This is a genomic window from Mycobacterium spongiae (assembly GCF_018278905.1).
Taxonomy (GTDB): domain Bacteria; phylum Actinomycetota; class Actinomycetes; order Mycobacteriales; family Mycobacteriaceae; genus Mycobacterium; species Mycobacterium spongiae.
Window position 1 is genome coordinate 2,818,547 of the sequence record NZ_CP046600.1, and the last position, 18,761, is coordinate 2,837,307.

Here is an 18,761-nt window from a genome sequence, read left to right on the forward strand (position 1 = left end):
CAATGGCGCCATGACAGCAACACCCCTCGCCGCCGCGGCGATTGCGCAACTGGAAGCAGAGGGCGTCGACACCGTAATCGGCACCGTGGTGAATCCCGCCGGTCTCACGCACGCCAAGACCGTGCCGATACGCCGGACCAACACGTTCGCCGATCCCGGCCTGGGTGCTAGCCCGTTGTGGCACGGCTTCGCTATCGACCAGACCGGCATCGCCTTCACCGAAGCGGTCGGCTCGGTCGGCGACCAACGCCTTCGCATCGACCTATCAGCGTTGCGCATCATCGGCGACGGGTTGGCGTGGGCGCCCGCCGCGTTCTTCGACCAGGACGGCACGCCGGTTCTCGCATGCAGCCGGGGAACGCTGGGCCGGGTTGAGGCGAAGCTCGCTGACGCTGGTATCGACGCGGCAGTCGGCCATGAGATCGAATTCGTTGTGGTCGACGCGGAAGGTGGTCGGCTGCCCTCGGCGCTATGGGCGCAATACGGCCTGGCCGGTGTGCTCGAGCACGAAGAGTTCGTCCGGGATGTCAATGCCGCGGCCGCAGCGGCCGGTGTTGCGATCGAGCAGTTCCATCCTGAATACGCGGCCAACCAATTCGAGATCTCGTTGGCGCCGCAATCTCCGGTGGCGGCTGCCGACCAGCTGGTGCTCATCCGCCTCATCATGGCCCGGGCTGCGCGCCGGCACGGGCTGCGCATCAGCCTGTCTCCAACCCCGTTCGCAGGCAGCGCCGGATCCGGCGCCCATCAACATTTTTCACTGACCACGCCGGACGGAACCCTGTTTTCCGACGGTCCCGGCCCGGCCGGTATGCGCCCGTCAGGAGAGGCCGCGGTGGCCGGGGTGCTGCACGGACTGCCTGAGGCCCAGGGCATTCTGTGCGGATCGATCGTGTCCGGCCTGCGGCTGCGCCCCGGCAATTGGGCGGGGGTATACGCCTGCTGGGGGACCGAAAACCGGGAGGCCGCAGTTCGATTCGTGAAAGGCGGCCACGGCAGTCCCCATGGCGGCAACGTCGAAGTCAAAGTCGTGGATCCGTCGGCCAACCCGTACCTCGCGTCAGCCGCGATCCTGGGGTTAGCACTCTATGGAATCGAGCACAAAGTGCAGTTGCCGCCCGAAGTAACGATAGATCCGGCGACGCTTTCCGCTTCGGACCGCGACGCCGCCGGCATCCTACGCCTTACCGGGGTACAGGCTGAAGCGATTGCTGCACTGGATAACTCACAGCTACTGCGAGGGATCTTGGGCGATCCGGCAGTGGACATGGTGGTTGCGGTCCGGAGCCTAGAACGTGAACGATATGGGGAACTTGACCCCGAGCAGTTGGCCGACAAATTCCGGATGGCCTGGAGCGTATGACCGAGCCGATGAGCAAGCCGATGCCGGCCAGGTCGGCCCTGGCGCAGCACATCGACGAAGTCGGATTGATCGATCAGCACGTGCACGGTTTCTGGTTGACCACAGGGGACCGGCGGCGGTTCGAGAACGCGCTCAACGAGGCCAACACCGAGCCACTTGCGAAGTTCGACTCGGGGTTCGACTCACAGCTGGGCTTCGCGGTGCGCAACCACTGCAGTCCGCTGCTCGGACTACCCAGACATAGTGATCCGCAAGCATATTGGGAATATCGAAGCCAATTGAGTGAGGCCGAGTTGGCCGGCTTGTTTCTGCCGGCTGCGGGCGTGACCGATTGGTTGGTGGATACCGGGATCAACGGTGTCGCCGACGTTGCCGAGCTGAGTCGACTCTCTGGCGGGCGCGCCTACGAGGTGGTCCGCCTCGAGCAGGTCGCCGAGCAAGCCGCGAACTCGCCCGGCGACTACGCGTCGGCATTCGAGGACATCCTGCGCCGGCGCGGGTCCGCGGCCGTCGGCACCAAGTCGATCCTCGCCTACCGGGGCGGATTCGAGGGAGATCTCACCGAGCCGGCGCCGACCGAGGTGGCCCTGGCGGCTGAACGGTGGCGCGAGGAGGGCGGCACCCGATTGCGCGATCGGACTCTGCTGCGCTTCGGGCTGCACCAGGCACTGCGCCTCGGCAAGCCACTGCAGTTCCACGTCGGCTTCGGCGATCGTGACTGTGATCTCCACAAGACCAATCCGCTGTATTTGCTGGACTTCCTGCGGCAGACAGGAGATACCCCGATCGTGTTGCTGCACTGCTATCCGTACGAGCGCGAGGCCGGCTATCTTGCGCAGGCCTTCAACAACGTCTACGTCGACGCCGGATTGAGTGTGAACCATCTTGGAGCCCGGTCGGCTGATTTCATCGCCCGCCTCTTGGAGCTGGCACCTTTTCGCAAGATCCTCTACTCATCGGACGGATTCGGCCCAGTGGAACTGCATTTTCTCGGTGCACGCCTGTGGCGCAACGGTATTCATCGAGTATTGTGCGATGCTGTCGACCGGGACGACTGGAGCGAGTCCGACGCAATCCGGGTGGTCGACCTGATCGCCCGCGACAATGCGGCCCGCATCTACCAGCTTGGAGATGTGCCCGGCTAGGGGTGACCACTGTGACCGACTTGTGCCACCTGCCCGCCCATGAACTAGTCCGGTCGATGAGGACCGGATCCGTCTCGTGCCCGGAGGTCATGCAAGAGCACCTAACCCGGATTGACGCCGTCAATCCCATGCTCAATGCGCTCGTCGAAGCGACCGGTCGCGAGCGAGGACGTGATGCGGGTGGCGGGCCTGGTGGGCTCCGGTGGCAGCCCCGCGCTACGGACGGTCGCAGACGTCGACGCGACGGTGGTGTCCAGGCTTCGGGCGCAAGCGGCCATTGTCCTCGGGCTGACGAACGTCCCCGAGATGGGTCGAGGCGGCGAATCCAACAACAGCCTTTGTGGCCGCACCAACAACCCGTACGACTTGTCCCGGACACCTGGGGGCAGTAGCGGTGGTTCTGCGGCGCTGATAGACGCCGGTGGTGCGGCATTCAGTGTCGGCTCCGACGGCGGTGGCAGTATCCGCCAGCCGTGTCACAACACCGGCATCGCTGGGCTCAAGCCCACGCACGGCCGCATCCCGCGCACCGGCAGCGTTTTTGGCGACGCGCTGGGCCTATTCGGGCCCCGCTGGGCAGTCCCGATGACGTCGACCTTGCCGCGCTTCGCATCGCCACCTACCTCGATGACGGCATTTCGCCACCCTCGGACGAGCGATGGGAACCACACGCCCCTCCGAAGAACTCGCCGAGTTCCTCACGCAGGCGCGCGACACCGAATTCTCGGTGACCGAGGCACGAAACCGCTTGGTCGACATCGACGCCTACCGCATGGAAATGCTCGCGTTCATGGCCGACTACGACATCATCGTCGGCCCGGCCATGCCCGGTCCGGCCAAGGCGCACCATCACGGTCTGGTGGAGATCAGCGACTTCTCACATCTGATGGTGCACAACCTGACTGGGTGGCCTGCCGCCGTCGTTCGCTGCGGAACCTCGCGCAATGGGCTGCCCATCGGAGTGCGGATCGCGGCCCGGCCGTGGCACGACGCCGCGCGCTAAGGGCAGCCCTTGAGGCAACGTCAGATTCGGCCAGTTGCGTCGAAGATCCACGACGTGTCGGCCGCGGCCAGGTCATCCATCCAGGTGGGCGGAGCCTGGTTCACCAAGGAACCCATGTCCCAGTAGTCTTTCCACAGCGTCACTTTGCCATCGATCGCGCGGTGCACCGAAACAAACTGCAGCACAGCGGTTTCGCCGCTATCCCACCGCCAGGTTTCGGAGTGCTCGTACATGACGTCGGAGCCGTTGGCCACCAGCAGACCGTCGTGGTTCTGATAGCCGGCCAGCGGCTCGAGCCCGACCTTGAGTCGCTTCACGATGTCGTCGGGACCGCGGGCTGCCGCCGTCGCACCCACGGGCATGTCGACATAGATACAGTCCGCCGACAAGAAGGTCTTGACCGCATCCCAATCCCGCTTGGAGAGGGCCGCCCAGAGCCCGAGTACGGTATCGCGGGCGCCGGCGGTCGAATCGTCTGCCATAGCCGCCATGACACCCGGTCGCGACACCGGTGTCAACCTGCCCGCCGACTTCGCGGAGTAAGCCGGCTACGAGGTGGCCATCGACCGTGCTCGCCCCAGGTTCACCGGCAACGTTGACCAACCACGAAGCACCCGGGTGTCCCTCCTAGTTCCGAGACCCGCGGCCCGCACCTCGGGGAATCGCTCGAAGAACGTGCGTAGCCCCACTTCGCCTTCGGCGCGAGCAAGAGCGGCCCCCAAACAGAAGTGGCGACCGGTGGAGAACGCGAGATGTTTTCCCGCATTGGCGCGCTGAATGTCGAAGCGGTGCGGATCGACAAAAACGGACGGATCCCGGTTGGCAGCGGCCAGATAGATCACGACTACTGCGCCGCTGGTGAGTCTGGTACCCGCTACCTCAACATCGTTGCGTGCCACGCGGGCGGTGAGCTGAACCGGCGAATCCAACCGCAGGATTTCTTCGACCGCGTTTGTCCATAGCTCGGGCTGCCGGCTCAGCAGTTCCAGCTGCTCGGGGTTATCCAATAACAGTCGAATCCCGTTGCCCAACAAGTTCACTGTAGTTTCGAATCCGGCGACCAACACCAAACCCGCAACCGCCCGAAGTTCGTCATCATCGAGGTATGTCTGGGCGTCACCGCTTTGCGTTGTGCGGATCAACTGACTCATCAGATCGTCGCCGGGCGCCCGCCGTAGCTGCTCAAGATGCGCGACCAGCCAGGCGTTGAACCCCACTATTCCCCGCTGAACGCGGGCGTACTGTTGCCATGGCAGCCCCATATCCAAACTGGGCGCGGCCAACTCACCGAACTCCAACACGCGCCGCCGGTCATGGTCCGGGACTCCCAACATATCGCTGATGACGGCGATCGGGAGTTGCGAGCAGTATCGCCCTACAACATCGACGACGCCCGACTGCTCGGCGAGCCGGTCCAAGATGCTGATCGCGGTTTGTTCAACGCGATCGCGCAGCGCGGTGACCGCCCTGGAGGTGAATACTGCCGACACCGTTTTTCGATACCGCGTGTGGTCGGGCGGCTCAACGGCGAGCAGTGACGGTGCCAGCAGCGGGTGGAGCTGATGGTCGCGGGTATGTCGCTCCAGCCAGGCCAGCGGTGCGGGCAGCCTCTCGCCATACGAGATCACGCGGAAGTCATCGGATCGCAACAGTTCATGGGCGAGCTGGTGGTCTGCGGTCATGTAGGTGACGCGGTTGCGAACTAGCGGGCCGCGGGAGCGGACTTCCTCATAGAACGGCACTGGGTTGGCCGCGACGGCCGGGTCGGCGATCAGACGGGCGTGCATGTCGCCCCGCCGCTTACCGATCGTGGCTCCACAGCGGATAACACCGTGCATAGCGAACCAGTGCAGTCTGTCTTTCACCGTTCCTCCGCGGGTCGAGTGCCGATTCCTCAACACTAGGCCCAGTCAGTGGTGCCTGTCGGCAACGTATGTCAACCATCGGCGACTCAAAAGTCTCCAGGCGATGACTTAAGCTGGCGAGGTGGCCGCTCAACGACCCCGCAACGCCGCCGGAACCCGCGCCGACATCCTTCGTGCCGCGCGTCTGCGCTTCGGTGCCGATGGCTACGAACGCACCACCCTGAGGGCTGTTGCGGCGGACGTTGGCGTCGATGCGGCCCTGGTAATCCGCTATTTCGGCAGTAAGCAAGATCTCTTCGCCGCGGCCGCCGACTTCACCGTCGGGCTACCCGACCTGGCCGACACCGACCCCGCTGACGTCGCGGCTGCGCTGCTGCCGAAGTTCTTCGCAGTATGGGAGAACGACACAACCTTCGTCGCCCTGCTGCGCGCGGCCATGACCAGCCCCATCGCCGCAGACAAGATGCGACAAGTCTTCGCCGAGCAGATCGCGCCCAAGCTCGCCACGATCACCCCCGACCACCCGGCTCAACGCGCGGGTCTGCTGAGTGCTCTCATCATCGGCCTGGCGACGACCCGCTATGTCCTGGCCACCCCCGCGGTCGCCGACCTGACCCACGAGGAAATCACCGCATGGATCAGCCCGGTGATCCGGCAGCTTCTCGTCGGCCCGGCGCCCTAGGCAACAATGGCCCTCAGCACTCCGCCATGATCGCGAAGTTGGTCGTCACGACCTTGTTGGGATTGCTGCTGTTGATGCCGTACGCACTGCCGCTGATTGTGTACTTGCGCCCGCTACGTTCGACGGTGGCCTCGCCCACCCCGCCTGACCAGTAGCTGCCGGTGAAACCGTCGACGTTGCGGATCTTCACCCACTGGGGGATGGCCCTCTCGCCGGTGATGAGCACGACGGCTTGGACGTGGCCGTCGCGGTCGCGGATATCGATGGTCCGGTAGGACTGCTCTTGGCTGCAGGCCGGTGGAGGCATCGTTTGAGGATCGCCGTCAATGGTCAGCTGTGCTGCTTTGCGCGGCACGCTCTTGGCCGTCGAGCACCCCGCGAGCGCGACACCAATGACGATTGCGAACCCTGCCACCGCGATCAACCGGTTCGACACCAGCCACCTCCACTTCGGGCTCCACGCGCTGTGCTTCGAAACTCTACTGTTTCGGCTCCAACCTCGGCAGAGACTTAATGATGCGACTTCGGACAAATTCTGGACTGATGGCCTTGAGCCGGTCGATCCAGCGGATGCTTCGAGGCACGTACCAATGCAGCCGCGTTGGATGATGGTAGGCCTGCCACGCCGCTGCTGCCACGCTGTCCGCCGGCATCAGCCGAAACATGCCTCTCTTGGGTGCGGCGGCGCGGATGTCTTCGGCAGACATCGTAGGCGCGGCCTGCTCGGAATGGTTGGGCGTCTGCGTCAGGATCGCGGTGTCGATCAACCCGGGCAGGACGTCGGCAACTCGGACACCGTGGCGTTGCCACTCCACACTCAGCGCCTCGGTCAAGCCCTTGACCGCGTGCTTAGTCGCCGAGTAAACGGCCAGGCGCGGCATGCCGTAGGTCCCCGATGACGACGACGTGGAGAACATCAAGCTCCCCGGTGCCTTCTTCAGGTAAGGCAGTGCCCCATACGCGCCGGTGAGCACGGCTTTGAGGTTCACGTCGATGACACGCATCGCGGCGTCGTACGGCACGTCCTCGAACCAGCCGCTCTCGCCGATGCCCGCGTTGTTCCACATCATGTCGAGCCCGCCGGCTTCGTTGTCCGCACAGAAATCGGCGAGCGCGCCGTCAAGTGCTGCCTTGTCGGTTACGTCGACCACGCGGGTCCATAGCCGGACGCCAAGCTCTGCCCTTAGCGACTCCAGACCGTCCTCGTTGTGATCTACGGCGCCGACTCGCCAACCCTTGGCGTGAAACAGCGTCGCGCCTTCACGGCCCATCCCGCTGGCAGCGCCAGTGATGAAAATCGCTTTCATCGATCTGATCGAGCCGCCCCTCAGCCTGCTTCGACCACATCTTTGATGCGCTGCAGCGTCTTCGTCATGTCACGGATGTTGTTGCGCTGGCGTCGCCAGCCGCCGAAGACCCAGTAATACACCGTGGTGAGCATCGACGGCGCAAGCCGAAATGACTCGGTGACGTCGGTGCCGTCGCCGGCCGGCGCCAATCGGTAGTGCCAGTTGTTCACTGGCTTGTCACCGACCAGCACAGCAAATCCGAACTCACGTCCAGGTTCGCATGCGGTCACCTCACATTCCGACCAGTAGACGGGTCCGATGCCGTTGCGCCGGACGTGCCCGCGGAAGCGGGCTCCGAGCTCGGGGCCGGTCGCTCCGCCGAGCCACTCGGCCTCGAATGTTTCCGGTGAGAACCGTCCGGTATTTCGAATGTCTGCGATTAATTCCCAAATCTTGTCCGCTGGCGCCGCCATATGGACCGTTGCTGAACCCTCCATAGGAGGATCCAAACACGTTCCCTGTAACGAAACCAGCGGAACCGACGATATTCCCTACTTGGGCGTAAACATCGAGACGATGTCCTTGACGGTCCGCTCCAGCTGACGCACCGGCTTCGGCAACGAGACGTGCACGGGCGCCATACCGCCGGCACTGCTGCATTTCGGCCATGCACCCGGCCCCTGGTTGGCCAAGACCCGGTTGGCTACAGCGATTTGTTGCTGCTTAGAGGCGTGCGCGGGGTTTCCGACACCCCCGTGCTCTTCCCACGTGGTCTGCTTGAACTGCAACCCGCCGAAGTGCCCGTTGCCGGTGTCGGCGGTCCAGTCTCCGCCTGACTCGCACTGCGCGACGGCCTCCCAGTTCATGTCAGCGTGGGCATGTGCGACACCGGTGGATAGCGACATAGAGGCTGCGATGAAACCTGCGGCGACTGCGGACTTGATGAGGGGCTTTGTGATGTTCGTCATGTCCGGGATTTCGCCGGCCGTAGTCGAAGCGTTACCGATTGGAAAAAGTTGTGAGATCGGTTATCTATCGCATCGAGATTGGCGCAAACGGCGCTGCGACGGGTGAATCAAGCGGGCGCTGGAACCTCGCAGTACGACCGAGTCGCGGCTTCCAGGGCACGTTGATACAGGTTGTCGAAGCCGCGAGTCCGGACCGTCTCGGCGCGGGCCCGCTCGAGTTGGCTGGCGCACGCCGGAGATCCCAGCAAACTCCAGTCGACCGTAATCTGAGACAAAATCTTATGGTTGAGGGCATCGATCTTCAACCGCGACGCCGCCAGATTCTGGGGTGCGGCGGGCGCCTGGGCGGGGTCGAGCTTCCAATCCGAGAACCGCTGGTACTGGATTGCCTCACTGGCAGTGATCTGGTCACGGAAGACCCTGACTATGTAGTCGGGGTAGTCGGGGTAGTCGGGGTAGTCCGGGTAGTCGGGGTCGAGCTGTTTTCTGCGCGCCTCGTCGGCCAATTCCGCGAGTTGTTGCTCCACACGATCTGGGTCCTCGATAGCACGGTGAGCACCCCACTTGAAGGCGGCCACCGACTCGGCGACCTCGAGCCGTTGTGCGGTCGCGTCAACCAACTCGGCCAACGAACCGCTGCTGTCGGCTCCCGCCCGCACCGAGCCCGCGATCAGAGCCACAACCAGCGTCACCAGCCCACCAACGAACACCAGTGACGCGAGCCAGGGTCGGTAAGCCGGACGGCACATGCGGGTGTGGCCGGGGTTCAGCCGCTGTGGGCCCCGACGGTCGCGATCGCGTCAATCACCATCGACGGATTATCCAGAGCGACGAACGTCTTGGCTCCGGGCACCTCGATCATTGTCGAGTTTGCGAAGAGCGCCGCCAAACGTCGGGCCAAGGCGGGGGTAAAGCATCGGTCGCCCGTGCCCCAGACCAGCGTGACCGGTTTAATGAATCGTGGGAAACGCGTTGACACGTCGGTCAGATCGGTTTCCGCGACGTGACGCAGCAGCGTCGCGAGATCGCGGCGGATTCTCTTGTCTTTGGCGCAGGGTTCGAGCCAGGACGCCGTGAGTGCCGGATCCGGGTCACCGACCAGCAGGCCATAACCGAGCGGCGAGTGCCGCAGCGGGGTCCACCGCATGGTCGTAAGCAATGCCTTGATGGACATCGGCCCCCGAAGCAGCGCGAAGACCACGGTGAACGGGAACGGGGGGAAGCTGTCGAACGCGTCGCAGTTGGTGAGCAGCAGGCGCCCGACCCGATCCGGGTGGGCGTCGATCACAAGCTGGCAGAGACCACCTCCGGTGTCGTTGCCAACCAGAGTCACCTCGGTGAGGTCGAGGGCGGCCATGAACTCGTCGATCATCGTGGCAATCCCCGCTGGGGACAGGTCAGCGCCGTCGTTGGCGGGGATCAGGTGCGAGCCCAGCGGCCAGGTCGGCAAGATGCACCGAAACCCCTTGCGAGCAAGCCCTTCTGCGACTCGATCCCACAGGCGTTCGTCGACAAGGATGCCATGGACGAACAGCACCGGAGGGTGCAGCGAGTCTCGGGGCCCGACCTCGCGATACTCGATTGTTGCCTGTTCTAGCGTTACCTGGGCCATCCCAGCACCCTTCCGCCGTAACTTACAAACTCTCAGTACGGAAGTTACGTGCAGCTTGTACGAAAGTCAATGCCCCGTGATCAGCGATAGTGTCCGCAAAAAACACTACTGGGCTTGACGGGCACGTATATGGCTCGTCAAGCCCAGTAGTGGGCGCCTAGTGCGGTCCTGTCAGGCAGCGCCCAGAGCGCCCTGCAGGTCACCCTTCATGGCGTTGAGCTGAGCGCCCCAGTACTCCCAGCTATGCGTTCCGTTGGCGTTGAAATTGAACACGGCGTTGTGGCCGCCTGCGGCGTTGTAGGCCTCCTCGAACTTGAGGTTGCTGCTCCGCACGAAGTTCTCTAGGAACTCGGCGGGCAGGTTCGCACCGCCCAACTCGGACGGGGTGCCATTACCGCAGTAGACCCAAAGGCGAGTGTTGTTGGCAACCAGCTTGGGGATCTGCAGCGTCGGGTCGTTGCGCTGCCACGCTGGGTCGCTGGACGGCCCCCACATGTCCTCGGCCTTGTAACCGCCGGCGTCGCCCATCGCGAGGCCGATCAGCGTGGGCCCCATCTCCTGCGAGGGGTCCATCAATGCGGACAGCGAGCCCGCGTAGACGAATTGCTGCGGGTGGTAGGCCGCCAGGATCAACGCTGACGAGCCAGCCATCGAGATGCCGACAGCGGCGCTTCCGTTGGGCTTCACGCTCCGGTTGGCAGAGAGCCACTGCGGCAGCTCACTGGTCACGAAGGTTTCCCACTTATAGGTAGTGCAGCCATTGTTGCCGCAGGCAGGTCGGTACCAGTCGCTGTAGAAGCTCGACTGTCCGCCGACCGGCATAACAATCGACAGGCCCGACTGGTAGTACCACTCGAACGCGGCCGTGTTGATGTCCCAGCCGTTGTAGTCCTCCTGCGCGCGCAGGCCGTCGAGCAGGTACACCGCAGGCGAATTGTCCCCGCCGCTTTGGAACTGCACTTTGATGTCGCGGCCCATCGACGGCGACGGCACCTGCAGGTACTCCACCGGCAGACCCGGCCGGGAGAACGCTCCCGCGGTTGCCGCTCCGCCGGCGAGTCCGACCAGGCCAGGCAGCATTACTGCTGCGGCCGCGCCGACGATAAGTCGGCGGCCCCAGGCCCGTATCTTCCCGCTCACGTCTTTCATTCCTGTGCCCCTTGTTGTTCGTGAAGTCAACGTGCTCCGGCAGAACATACCGTGCGAATAGACCAAATGTCGATCTGGACGCGAAGTCATTTCAGTTCTGTATCGGTTTCCGCTACCGATACAGCAACTGTGCTAAAGGACCCGCGACGGCAGCATACCTGCAGGAACCGGGGGAGTAACCAGGGGAGTATGGAAACTGCCGACGAGATACAAAGACTAGCTAACGGAGGCCGATCCCACACCAGGGGAGGCCGAATTTGCGTCGAACGCGTAGGCTCGCTCCAAGCAAGCCGACGGAGACCACGCTATCCCGGTCCGTTCCGGCGCTCACGCACCACCGCACTAGGGCTTCCCTGTAGGCGATGGTGCTGGTCAAGGGCATCGGAGGTCTGGGAACGATTGAGGTGCGAGATTTTGGACACGGTACTGGGGCTATCTGTAACACCAACGACCGTTGGGTGGGTGCTCGCGGAAGGCCATAGTGCCGACGGCGCAATCCTGGACCACAACGAGTCGCATCTCAGCGGCGGCCGTGGCATCAGTGCCGTGCATGCCGCAGAGCAGACAGCAGCCGAAGTACTGCGCGCCATCGAGGGGGCAACCGCGGGCGATGATCGGCTTCGGGTAATCGGATTGACCTGGAACGACGAAGCTTCCGCGCAGGCCGCCGTGGTGTTGGAGTCATTGGCCCGCGCCGGCCTAGACAACGTGGTGCCGGTTCGGCAGCTCGATGCGGTCGAGACGCTGGCGCGAGCCATCGCTCCCGTCATTGGCTACGAGCGAACTGCGGTGTGCCTTCTCGATCGGGAGTGGGCGACGGTCGTCATGGTCAACACCCACGATGGCGAAACACAAAGCGCCGTCAAGCATGTGCGTGGCGGCTACGAGGGATTGACGTCATGGCTGACAGGAATGTTCGACCGCAATGCCTGGCGTCCCGCCGGGGTGGTTGTGGTTGGCTCTGACAGCAACATCAACAGATTCTCGGTGCAGCTGGAGAAGGTCCTGCCAGTACCGGTCTTCGCACAAACGATGGCGCAGGTCACGGTCGCGCGGGGCGCGGCGCTCGCGGCAGCTCAACGCACCGAGTTCACCGACACGCAGCTGTTGGCGAGTACCAGCGAGCCGACTGTCGCACCCAAGCGGTCCCGGCACTACGCCGGTGCCGCGGCCGTGCTGGCCGCGGCTTCGGTGACCTTCGTGGGTTCGCTGTCTCTCGCCCTTGGCCTGCAGCTAGTTCCCGAGAAGGATCCGGCAACGCCGAGGCGCGCGGTGCACGGTTCGACGCCACGGGTCGCCGAGGCGGTGACACCCGCCATGCCGTCATCCGTCAGCGCCACGCCGCCGGCAGCGCCGCAACCTGCACCCCAGCGCGAGCCCGTCCAGCCCGCGTCCGATAGTGACCAGATCGCGCCAGACGACAAACCGAACTCCATGTTCCAACAGGACTCCACCGACCGCGCGCCCCTGCTGACCCGGGTGCTTCAGCACATACCGGGCGACTATCGCGACCCGGCGTCGCCCCCGCCCGAATAGCCGCCGAGCGGGACGCCGGCGCGATCAAACGTCTTTGGCTCGAACGGCGGCGAAGGACACCGACACTTCATCGGCCACCTGCAGCGAGCCCATCAGCAGCGAGTAGGGCTTGACGCCATAGTCGGACTGCCGCAGCCTCGATTCGGCAGACATACGCCATGAATCACCGAGATCCTCTGTGCCTAAATCGATTACATGATCTCGCGACTTTCCGCGGATATTCAGGGTCCCGGCCAGCCGGTACCCGTCACCGGTCTTGTCGACGGTGTCGGAGGTGAAACGGATCTCGGGGTAACGGCCGGCGTTCAGAGATCTCAGCGCGTTGGACCGCACCAAGGCCTTCTCCGTCGCGGACAACCCCTTGACGCCACCCTCGCCGCGCAGTACCTCGAAGGAATCCACTTCGACAGAAAGCTCCGCGGCAACAGGCGCAGTGCCGGCCCACGTCACCGTGGCCCGCCATCGCGTCATCGCAATAGTCAGACGATGGCCCATGCGCGCGGCCCGTCCCCGGACTCCAGTGCGAACGGTCAAATCGCCGTCGGATTCGTCAAGGGTCCACATCTCGGTCACAGACCCGCCCACCCGACCTAGTGCGCGACAGGGCATTTCGCTGCCCCGCCGCTGTGGTAGTCAACCTGCCAATGCTTGATCCCATTCAGCCAGCCAGACCGTAGCCGCTCCGGCTTGCCGACCGGTTCCAGATCCGGTGTGGTGTCGGCGATCGCATCGAACATCAGGTCGATCGTCATGCGTGCCAGGTTCGCTCCGATGCAATAGTGCGCTCCGGTGCCACCGAATCCCACGTGTGGGTTCGGACTACGAAGGATGTTGAAAGTGAACGGGTCGTCGAATACGTCTTCGTCGAAGTTGGCCGAGCGGTAGATCATCACCACTCGTTGACCTTTCTTGATCCGTACCCCGGACAACTCATAGTCCTGAAGCGCCGTGCGCTGGAACGACGTGACCGGGGTGGCCCACCGGACGATCTCATCAGCGGTGGTGTCGGGGCGCTCCCTCTTGTACAACTCCCACTGATCGGGGAATTCGGTGAAGGCCATCATGCCCTGGGTGATGGAGTTGCGAGTGGTCTCGTTCCCGGCGACCGCCAACAGAAGGACAAAGAATCCGAACTCGTCTTCGGAGAGCTTGTGACCGTCGATGTCGGCTTCGACCAGCTTCGTCACGATGTCGTGCCCAGGATTCTTAGCGCGGTCGGCCGCCATTTGCATCGCATACATGATCAGTTCGACCGACGCCGTGATGGCGTCGTTGGTGGCAAACTCTGGATCCTCGTCGCCAACCATCTGGTTAGACCAGTGGAACAGTTTCATCCGGTCCTGCTGGGGTACGCCCAGTAGCCCGGCGATCGCCTGCAGCGGAAGTTCGCAGGACACCTGCTCGACGAAGTCGCCGGAACCCTCCACTGCCGCAGCTTCGACAATGCGCCGGGCACGCTCATGAAGGTCCGCGCGCAGACGCTCGATGGCCCGAGGAGTAAAGCCACGCGAAACGATGTTCCGCAGCCGGGTGTGCTGCGGATCATCCATGTTCAGCAGGACGAACTTGCCTCGCTCGATCTGCTCCTGAACGGTGCCCTCCTTGTAACGCGGTAGCGCGCTCTTCTGCAGGCTGGAGAAGACATCGCTACGCAGCGATATCTCCTTGACGTCCTTGTGTTTGGACACGACCCAGAAGCCACCGTCATCGAAACCGCCCGTCCCGGCAGGCTGCTCGTTCCACCAGATCGGTGCCGTTTGTCGCAGTTCGCCCAGTTCTTCCACCGGCAACCGCTCCGCGTAGATATCCGGGTCGGTGAAATCGAACCTGGGTGGGAGATTGGGGATCGGCTTCGCGGTCGGCATGAGCCCACTCCTCGATACGAAATCCTCTAGTGGTCGTCTGTTCCCATAATCCATTGCCACACCTCAGTTGGGAAGCACCAACGCACGATTCCAAGCCCGAATTAGAACGTGTTCGGCTGACCCAGGTGAACGCCCGCCACCAGGGGGGGTTTGTGGCCCATGCCACAATCGTTATGCTTTGGTGCAGGTCACCAGCCCAGCAACGGGGCCTTGGTGGAGCAACGTTGGACGACGTGACCGTAACGCGAAGGGTGGAGCATGATTCGCGAGCTATTCACTGCCGTTGCAATCGCAGGTGCAGCCATCGGCGCGGCGCCCAGCGCGGTCGCCGACAACGGGCACTATGACAGCGACGTGCCGGGCATGAACTATGAAGCATCGCTAGGGGCGCCGTGCTTTAGCTGGGAGCGCTTCATCTTTGGACGTGGCCCCAGCGGCCAAGCGGAAGCCTGCCATTTCCCGCCTCCGAACCAATTTCCGCCGGCCGAAACCGGATATTGGGTTATCTCCTACCCGCTTCACGGGGTCCAAGAGGTGGGTGCGCCATGTCCAGGTCCACAAGCGGCGGCACAAGCCCCGGACGGACTCCCGATGCTCTGCCGGGGGGCCGAAGGCTGGCAAACCGGATGGTTTACCGGGGCTGGGTTCTTTCCACCGACACCCTGATTGACCACCGGAGGCCATCATGGGGGGCGTGGACCCGACTGAATCGCCTACATCCCCGATCCCGCGGTGGTTGCGGTTCGTGTTGATGTCTGACCGCGCCGGCTCAGCATGGTACATCGGCACGGGCTTCTTCTTCGCACCAGTCCTTGCGATGCTCTCACCCTGGCCAACCGCCACCGCAGTGCTCTGGTGGCTCATCGGGCTGGCTGGCTTGTGGCTCGGCCTCCTCGGAATCGCGATGGCCACCGGTCTGGCCCGGGTGCTGCATTCCGGCGCTGAGATACCGGAGAAGTACTGGCGCTCGCTCGTCGACTACTGACGAGGACCCTAACTAGGACCTCGTACGGCGAATCTGCGGGGTCTACAGTCGTATCAACCGTCCCCCATGAAATACCGTCCACCATGAATTAGGAGACTCCGATGAGCTTCAATCCCAAAGATGCGCTCGACGCGGTGCGGGACATCGCCACCAATGCCGTCGAGAAGGCCTCGGACATCGTCGAAAACGCCGCCGACATCATCCGCGGCGACATCAAGGGCGGCACCAGCGCCATCGTCGCGAACTCGATCGACATCGCTACCCACGCCGTCGACAGAACAAAAGAGGTCTTCACCGGCGAAGACGACGACGAGGACTAGAACGCGCCGAAGAGTTAGGGATCAGCGACCGCTCGGCTATTACACGCCGGCGGCGGCGTTGAGTTCGTCCAGCCTGGTCGTCGCCTCGAGGTATTCCTGCACCCACCGCTCGATGACCGAAGAAGTTCTCTCCACCTTGGTGAATTGACCGACCACCTGGCCGACGGGATTGAACGCGACATCGACGGTCTCGTTCGGGTACCTATTCGTCGCCCGCACAGCCATACCGGAGACCATGTACTGCAAGGGCATTCCGAGCGGTTTCGGGTTGTCCGGCTCCTCCCAGGCCTCGGTCCAATCGTTGCGCAGCATCCGAGCAGGCTTGCCAGTGAACGAACGGCTGCGGACGGTGTCCCGGCTCGTCGCCTTGGCATATGCTGCCTGCTGAACCGGGGTGTTCTGCGCTTCCTCGACCATCAGCCACTGTGAGCCAGTCCATGCACCTTGAGCTCCCAATGCCAATGCCGCAGCGATCTGCTCGCCGCTGCCGATGCCGCCGGCGGCCAGCACCGGAACGGGGGCAACCTCCTTAATGACCTGCGGCCACAACACGATTGAGCCCACTTCGCCGCAGTGACCGCCGGCCTCGCCGCCCTGGGCGATGATGATGTCGACGCCCGCGTCGGCATGTTTGCGCGCCTGGGAGGGCGAGCCACAGAGTGCGGCTACCTTCCGGCCGGCGGCGTGCACATGCGTGATCATGTCCGCCGGCGGCGTGCCAAGCGCGTTGGCGATCATGCCGACCTTGGGATGCCGCAGTGCGACCTCGACCTGGGGGGTTGCCGTCGCCTCGGTCCATCCGAGGAGCTGCAGGCTGTCCCCGTCGGCGTCCTCGATCGGGACACCATGATCGGCGAGGATCTTGCGCGCGAAATCCAGGTGCTCCTGCGGGACCATCGATCGCAACGAGCTCGCAAGCTCCTCGGCCGAGAGATGCGAATCCATGCCCTCGTACTTGTTCGGGATCACAATGTCGACCCCGTAGGGGTGGTCACCGATGTGCTGATCGATCCAGTCGAGTTCGATCTCAAGCTGCTCGGGGCTGAACCCGACCGCCCCGAGAACGCCAAACCCTCCGGCCTTGCTGACCGCGGCGACCACATCGCGGCAGTGGGTGAAAGCGAAGATCGGAAACTCGATACCTAGCTCATCGCAAATGGCAGTGTGCATGCCTGCTCCCGGAAAGCTCACGGACACTAACGGAATTGAAACGTGTTCTAGTTTAATACGCATCGTGGCGGCGCGGCCAGCGGCCCAGGTTCCGGCTGGATTTCGGCCGGCAAGCCCACGCGTCACTGTGCGGCGAGGGCTTCGAACGGCTACGACGTGTCGTGAGCGACCCACGGGACTTGGATCAGAACATGCCGCTTTGCGTCAGAACGGTGGGGGGTCGTTGTTGTTGGGTGGGGCCGGGCCGGTGGAGGTGGCGGATTCGACGAGGTGGGCGGTGCGGGTGTTGCGGGTGCGGGTGTTGCGATTGTGGCGGCGCTCGGTCGCGATGCGGTGGGCGCGGTCGTCGGCGCGGGTGCGGCGGCGGCGGGGCATCCTCGCGGTGCGGCCGGCAGGGTCGTCGGGCGGTGGGTCGGCCTCGGGTGCTGGTAGCGCACCGGTGGCCCGGCACAGGCTGGGAAACAATAATGCGCTGGCGGGGGTGGTGACATAGGTCCGTCCCGCCGGTGACGTCACGATCACGGTCCCGTCGGACAACGGCTGATCACGCCAACCCCAAAAAGTCTTGACGAGGTGATGGGTGCGGCAATAACACTTCAGGTTGGCGGCGTGGGTGGGCCCGCCGTCGGCATACGGGATCGTGTGGTCGAGATCACAATCAGCTGCGGGCTGGTCGCAGCCGGGCCAGCGGCAGGTCATATCCCGACAACGCACAAAATCGGCCAGCGCCGTCGACGGCACATACCCCGGCTCGGGCGGGGCATCGGCCGGATGAACCAGCGGCACCATCTTGGCTGATGCGGCCAGTTCGGCCACCAGGTCGGCGGTGATGAGCCCGTCGGCGCCGATCTCGGAAGCCGGTGCGCTGCCGGTGCCGTTGATCGTGGCCTGCTCGGCAATCACGTGGATCACCACCGGAGTGGCCGAGGGTCGCTGTCCGGCGGAGCAGGCGGCTCGCCCGCAGCGACAGCCCAGCCGGTCGGCTCCGGCCGCCAGGGCGCCGAGCGCATCCGCGCGGCGCTGCTCCCGGCTGCGGGGATCGCGCTCGCACACCGTGGCTGCCAAGGCGGTCAACCGCTTGTCAAGGGCATTGGCGTCGGGGGTGAACAAACTGCCGTGGATTTCCGAGGTGCCACCCTCATTCGCCCCGATCCAGATCTCCCGGTCGGTCTGATTCTTCTTGTGTCGCCGCACCGCATCCGCGTCGGCGCGGGCCACGATCTTGTCGATTTGCCCGCCCAGCCGACTGCGGGTCATCGACGGCCAGCGGGTCACCTTGGCGGCCAACTCGGCGTCCACGGCGGCCAGCACGTCGCGGTCGGTGATCAGATCGGTGCGATACACGATCGTCTGAAACATCCGATAGTCGATCTCACCGGTGTTGAAGACCTCGCCCACCCGCGGCAGCCGCTCGCGCATCGCCCGGGCATACCGCAGCCGGCTGCTGGCCAGTCCCTGACTGATCCGCAGGGCTGCGGCCACCTCCGCGCTCACCGCCGCCATGGTGTCGATCGCCCAGTCTTCGGTGTCCGAACAGCGTGTCAGCCGATAGGCGAACAACTCGCCAATCGCCACCAGCTGCGCGGCCGCGCCCCGATTCTCCGCGCGCGCCGCCGCGCAGATCGCATCCACCAACACCCCCGACCGCACGGTCGACGAGGGATAGCACCGCTCGACCAACTCATCACACCGAGACTGCACCTCGTCACACCCGGACAGCACCTCATCGAACATACTTGCGATGATTTCACAGGGGTCCGACGCGTTGACTCGTCAGAAATGCGCGCGCAGCGGTAGCCAACCGCCCTT

The 18,761-nt window shown here is 64.1% G+C and carries 21 protein-coding genes and 1 pseudogene; 9 read left to right on the forward strand and 13 right to left on the reverse strand.

Annotated features, from left to right (window positions below):
• Window positions 1–10: 10 nt before the first annotated feature.
• The 4 genes and pseudogenes from F6B93_RS11460 (at window position 11) to F6B93_RS22815 (ending at window position 3,511) form a co-directional block, all read left to right on the forward strand.
• Window positions 11–1,363, forward strand: a complete 1,353-nt coding sequence (locus F6B93_RS11460) for a type I glutamate--ammonia ligase (protein ID WP_211695163.1) — start codon at window positions 11–13, stop codon at window positions 1,361–1,363.
• 20 nt (window positions 1,364–1,383) lie between these two features.
• Entirely contained in the window at window positions 1,384–2,508 is a 1,125-nt protein-coding gene (locus tag F6B93_RS11465) for an amidohydrolase family protein (protein ID WP_211699423.1), read from the forward strand.
• A 174-nt stretch (window positions 2,509–2,682) separates the two neighbouring features.
• Window positions 2,683–2,988 (forward strand): annotated as a pseudogene (locus F6B93_RS22810) (amidase family protein); the annotation flags it as partial.
• A gap of 178 nt (window positions 2,989–3,166) precedes the next feature.
• Window positions 3,167–3,511 (forward strand): amidase family protein, encoded by a 345-nt coding sequence (locus tag F6B93_RS22815; protein WP_246540724.1) that lies wholly within the window; start codon window positions 3,167–3,169, stop codon window positions 3,509–3,511.
• Between the two features lie 20 nt (window positions 3,512–3,531).
• Here the strand turns inward: F6B93_RS22815 and F6B93_RS11475 are convergent, their stop codons facing one another.
• Together F6B93_RS11475 and F6B93_RS11480 are read right to left on the reverse strand one after the other, a co-directional pair.
• On the reverse strand, window positions 3,532–3,993 hold the full coding sequence (locus F6B93_RS11475; RefSeq protein ID WP_211695165.1) for a nuclear transport factor 2 family protein: 462 nt from the start codon (window positions 3,991–3,993) through the stop codon (window positions 3,532–3,534).
• Between the two features lie 66 nt (window positions 3,994–4,059).
• Window positions 4,060–5,376, reverse strand: a complete 1,317-nt coding sequence (locus F6B93_RS11480) for a cytochrome P450 (protein WP_211695167.1) — start codon at window positions 5,374–5,376, stop codon at window positions 4,060–4,062.
• Window positions 5,377–5,497: 121 nt separating this feature from the next.
• On the opposite strand from F6B93_RS11480, the gene F6B93_RS11485 reads away from it, so the two are divergent.
• The gene (locus F6B93_RS11485; RefSeq protein WP_211695169.1) at window positions 5,498–6,058 is read left to right on the forward strand and encodes a TetR/AcrR family transcriptional regulator; all 561 of its coding nucleotides are present in this window, start codon (window positions 5,498–5,500) and stop codon (window positions 6,056–6,058) included.
• 13 nt (window positions 6,059–6,071) lie between these two features.
• On the opposite strand, the gene F6B93_RS11490 is transcribed toward F6B93_RS11485, so the two are convergent.
• The 7 genes from F6B93_RS11490 to ag85B all read right to left on the reverse strand — a co-directional run bounded on the left by F6B93_RS11490 (window position 6,072) and on the right by ag85B (window position 11,076).
• Window positions 6,072–6,494 carry a lipoprotein LpqH gene (locus tag F6B93_RS11490; protein WP_211695172.1) on the reverse strand — a complete coding sequence of 141 codons (423 nt, stop codon included), beginning with the start codon at window positions 6,492–6,494 and terminating at the stop codon, window positions 6,072–6,074.
• 43 nt (window positions 6,495–6,537) lie between these two features.
• On the reverse strand, window positions 6,538–7,365 hold the full coding sequence (locus F6B93_RS11495) for an SDR family oxidoreductase (RefSeq protein WP_211695174.1): 828 nt from the start codon (window positions 7,363–7,365) through the stop codon (window positions 6,538–6,540).
• Window positions 7,366–7,385: 20 nt separating this feature from the next.
• The gene (locus tag F6B93_RS11500; RefSeq protein ID WP_211695176.1) at window positions 7,386–7,844 is read right to left on the reverse strand and encodes an SRPBCC family protein; all 459 of its coding nucleotides are present in this window, start codon (window positions 7,842–7,844) and stop codon (window positions 7,386–7,388) included.
• Between the two features lie 54 nt (window positions 7,845–7,898).
• A complete protein-coding gene (locus tag F6B93_RS11505; protein WP_211695178.1) occupies window positions 7,899–8,315 on the reverse strand; it encodes a transglycosylase family protein in 417 nt (138 codons plus the stop codon).
• Window positions 8,316–8,422: 107 nt separating this feature from the next.
• Window positions 8,423–9,064 (reverse strand): chorismate mutase, encoded by a 642-nt coding sequence (locus tag F6B93_RS11510; protein WP_211695181.1) that lies wholly within the window; start codon window positions 9,062–9,064, stop codon window positions 8,423–8,425.
• A 17-nt stretch (window positions 9,065–9,081) separates the two neighbouring features.
• Window positions 9,082–9,927, reverse strand: coding sequence for an alpha/beta fold hydrolase (locus F6B93_RS11515; protein WP_211695183.1), 846 nt, complete (start codon window positions 9,925–9,927; stop codon window positions 9,082–9,084).
• A 171-nt stretch (window positions 9,928–10,098) separates the two neighbouring features.
• Window positions 10,099–11,076 carry a diacylglycerol acyltransferase/mycolyltransferase Ag85B gene (gene ag85B, locus F6B93_RS11520; RefSeq protein WP_211695185.1) on the reverse strand — a complete coding sequence of 326 codons (978 nt, stop codon included), beginning with the start codon at window positions 11,074–11,076 and terminating at the stop codon, window positions 10,099–10,101.
• 414 nt (window positions 11,077–11,490) lie between these two features.
• Here ag85B and F6B93_RS11525 point away from each other — a divergent pair, with 414 nt between their 5' ends.
• Window positions 11,491–12,612: a DUF7159 family protein gene (locus F6B93_RS11525; protein ID WP_211695187.1), complete on the forward strand. Its 1,122-nt coding sequence runs from the start codon at window positions 11,491–11,493 to the stop codon at window positions 12,610–12,612.
• A gap of 24 nt (window positions 12,613–12,636) precedes the next feature.
• Here F6B93_RS11525 and F6B93_RS11530 read toward each other — a convergent pair whose 3' ends face one another.
• Window positions 12,637–13,176, reverse strand: a complete 540-nt coding sequence (locus tag F6B93_RS11530) for a YceI family protein (protein WP_211699424.1) — start codon at window positions 13,174–13,176, stop codon at window positions 12,637–12,639.
• Between the two features lie 26 nt (window positions 13,177–13,202).
• Window positions 13,203–14,477, reverse strand: coding sequence for a cytochrome P450 (locus F6B93_RS11535; protein WP_211695190.1), 1,275 nt, complete (start codon window positions 14,475–14,477; stop codon window positions 13,203–13,205).
• A gap of 258 nt (window positions 14,478–14,735) precedes the next feature.
• On the opposite strand from F6B93_RS11535, the gene F6B93_RS11540 reads away from it, so the two are divergent.
• From F6B93_RS11540 to F6B93_RS11550, 3 genes are all read left to right on the forward strand, one after another.
• A complete protein-coding gene (locus F6B93_RS11540) occupies window positions 14,736–15,143 on the forward strand; it encodes a hypothetical protein (protein WP_211695192.1) in 408 nt (135 codons plus the stop codon).
• A gap of 19 nt (window positions 15,144–15,162) precedes the next feature.
• A complete protein-coding gene (locus tag F6B93_RS11545) occupies window positions 15,163–15,462 on the forward strand; it encodes a hypothetical protein (protein ID WP_211695194.1) in 300 nt (99 codons plus the stop codon).
• Window positions 15,463–15,563: 101 nt separating this feature from the next.
• Window positions 15,564–15,782, forward strand: coding sequence for an Rv1893 family protein (locus F6B93_RS11550; protein ID WP_211695196.1), 219 nt, complete (start codon window positions 15,564–15,566; stop codon window positions 15,780–15,782).
• Window positions 15,783–15,821: 39 nt separating this feature from the next.
• Here the strand turns inward: F6B93_RS11550 and F6B93_RS11555 are convergent, their stop codons facing one another.
• Window positions 15,822–16,952, reverse strand: a complete 1,131-nt coding sequence (locus F6B93_RS11555) for a nitronate monooxygenase (RefSeq protein ID WP_211695198.1) — start codon at window positions 16,950–16,952, stop codon at window positions 15,822–15,824.
• 204 nt (window positions 16,953–17,156) lie between these two features.
• Complete coding sequence (locus F6B93_RS11560) at window positions 17,157–18,686, reverse strand: HNH endonuclease signature motif containing protein (protein WP_211695199.1); 1,530 nt, start codon at window positions 18,684–18,686, stop codon at window positions 17,157–17,159.
• Window positions 18,687–18,761 lie beyond the last annotated feature (75 nt).

Bases quoted from the DNA above. Each gene is read 5' to 3' on its own strand.
- F6B93_RS11500 (WP_211695176.1), bottom strand. From the start codon at position 7,844: ATGGAGGGTTCAGCAACGGTCCATATGGCGGCGCCAGCGGACAAGATT.
- F6B93_RS11475 (WP_211695165.1), bottom strand. From the start codon at position 3,993: ATGGCAGACGATTCGACCGCCGGCGCCCGCGATACCGTACTCGGGCTC.
- F6B93_RS11465 (WP_211699423.1), top strand. From the start codon at position 1,384: ATGCCGGCCAGGTCGGCCCTGGCGCAGCACATCGACGAAGTCGGATTG.
- F6B93_RS11515 (WP_211695183.1), bottom strand. From the start codon at position 9,927: ATGGCCCAGGTAACGCTAGAACAGGCAACAATCGAGTATCGCGAGGTC.
- F6B93_RS11540 (WP_211695192.1), top strand. From the start codon at position 14,736: ATGATTCGCGAGCTATTCACTGCCGTTGCAATCGCAGGTGCAGCCATC.
- F6B93_RS11560 (WP_211695199.1), bottom strand. From the start codon at position 18,686: ATGTTCGATGAGGTGCTGTCCGGGTGTGACGAGGTGCAGTCTCGGTGT.
- F6B93_RS11495 (WP_211695174.1), bottom strand. From the start codon at position 7,365: ATGAAAGCGATTTTCATCACTGGCGCTGCCAGCGGGATGGGCCGTGAA.
- F6B93_RS11535 (WP_211695190.1), bottom strand. From the start codon at position 14,477: ATGCCGACCGCGAAGCCGATCCCCAATCTCCCACCCAGGTTCGATTTC.
- F6B93_RS11555 (WP_211695198.1), bottom strand. From the start codon at position 16,952: ATGCACACTGCCATTTGCGATGAGCTAGGTATCGAGTTTCCGATCTTC.
- ag85B (WP_211695185.1), bottom strand. From the start codon at position 11,076: ATGAAAGACGTGAGCGGGAAGATACGGGCCTGGGGCCGCCGACTTATC.
- F6B93_RS11510 (WP_211695181.1), bottom strand. From the start codon at position 9,064: ATGTGCCGTCCGGCTTACCGACCCTGGCTCGCGTCACTGGTGTTCGTT.
- F6B93_RS11545 (WP_211695194.1), top strand. From the start codon at position 15,163: ATGGGGGGCGTGGACCCGACTGAATCGCCTACATCCCCGATCCCGCGG.
- F6B93_RS22815 (WP_246540724.1), top strand. From the start codon at position 3,167: ATGGGAACCACACGCCCCTCCGAAGAACTCGCCGAGTTCCTCACGCAG.
- F6B93_RS11460 (WP_211695163.1), top strand. From the start codon at position 11: ATGACAGCAACACCCCTCGCCGCCGCGGCGATTGCGCAACTGGAAGCA.
- F6B93_RS11530 (WP_211699424.1), bottom strand. From the start codon at position 13,176: ATGTGGACCCTTGACGAATCCGACGGCGATTTGACCGTTCGCACTGGA.
- F6B93_RS11505 (WP_211695178.1), bottom strand. From the start codon at position 8,315: ATGACGAACATCACAAAGCCCCTCATCAAGTCCGCAGTCGCCGCAGGT.
- F6B93_RS11550 (WP_211695196.1), top strand. From the start codon at position 15,564: ATGAGCTTCAATCCCAAAGATGCGCTCGACGCGGTGCGGGACATCGCC.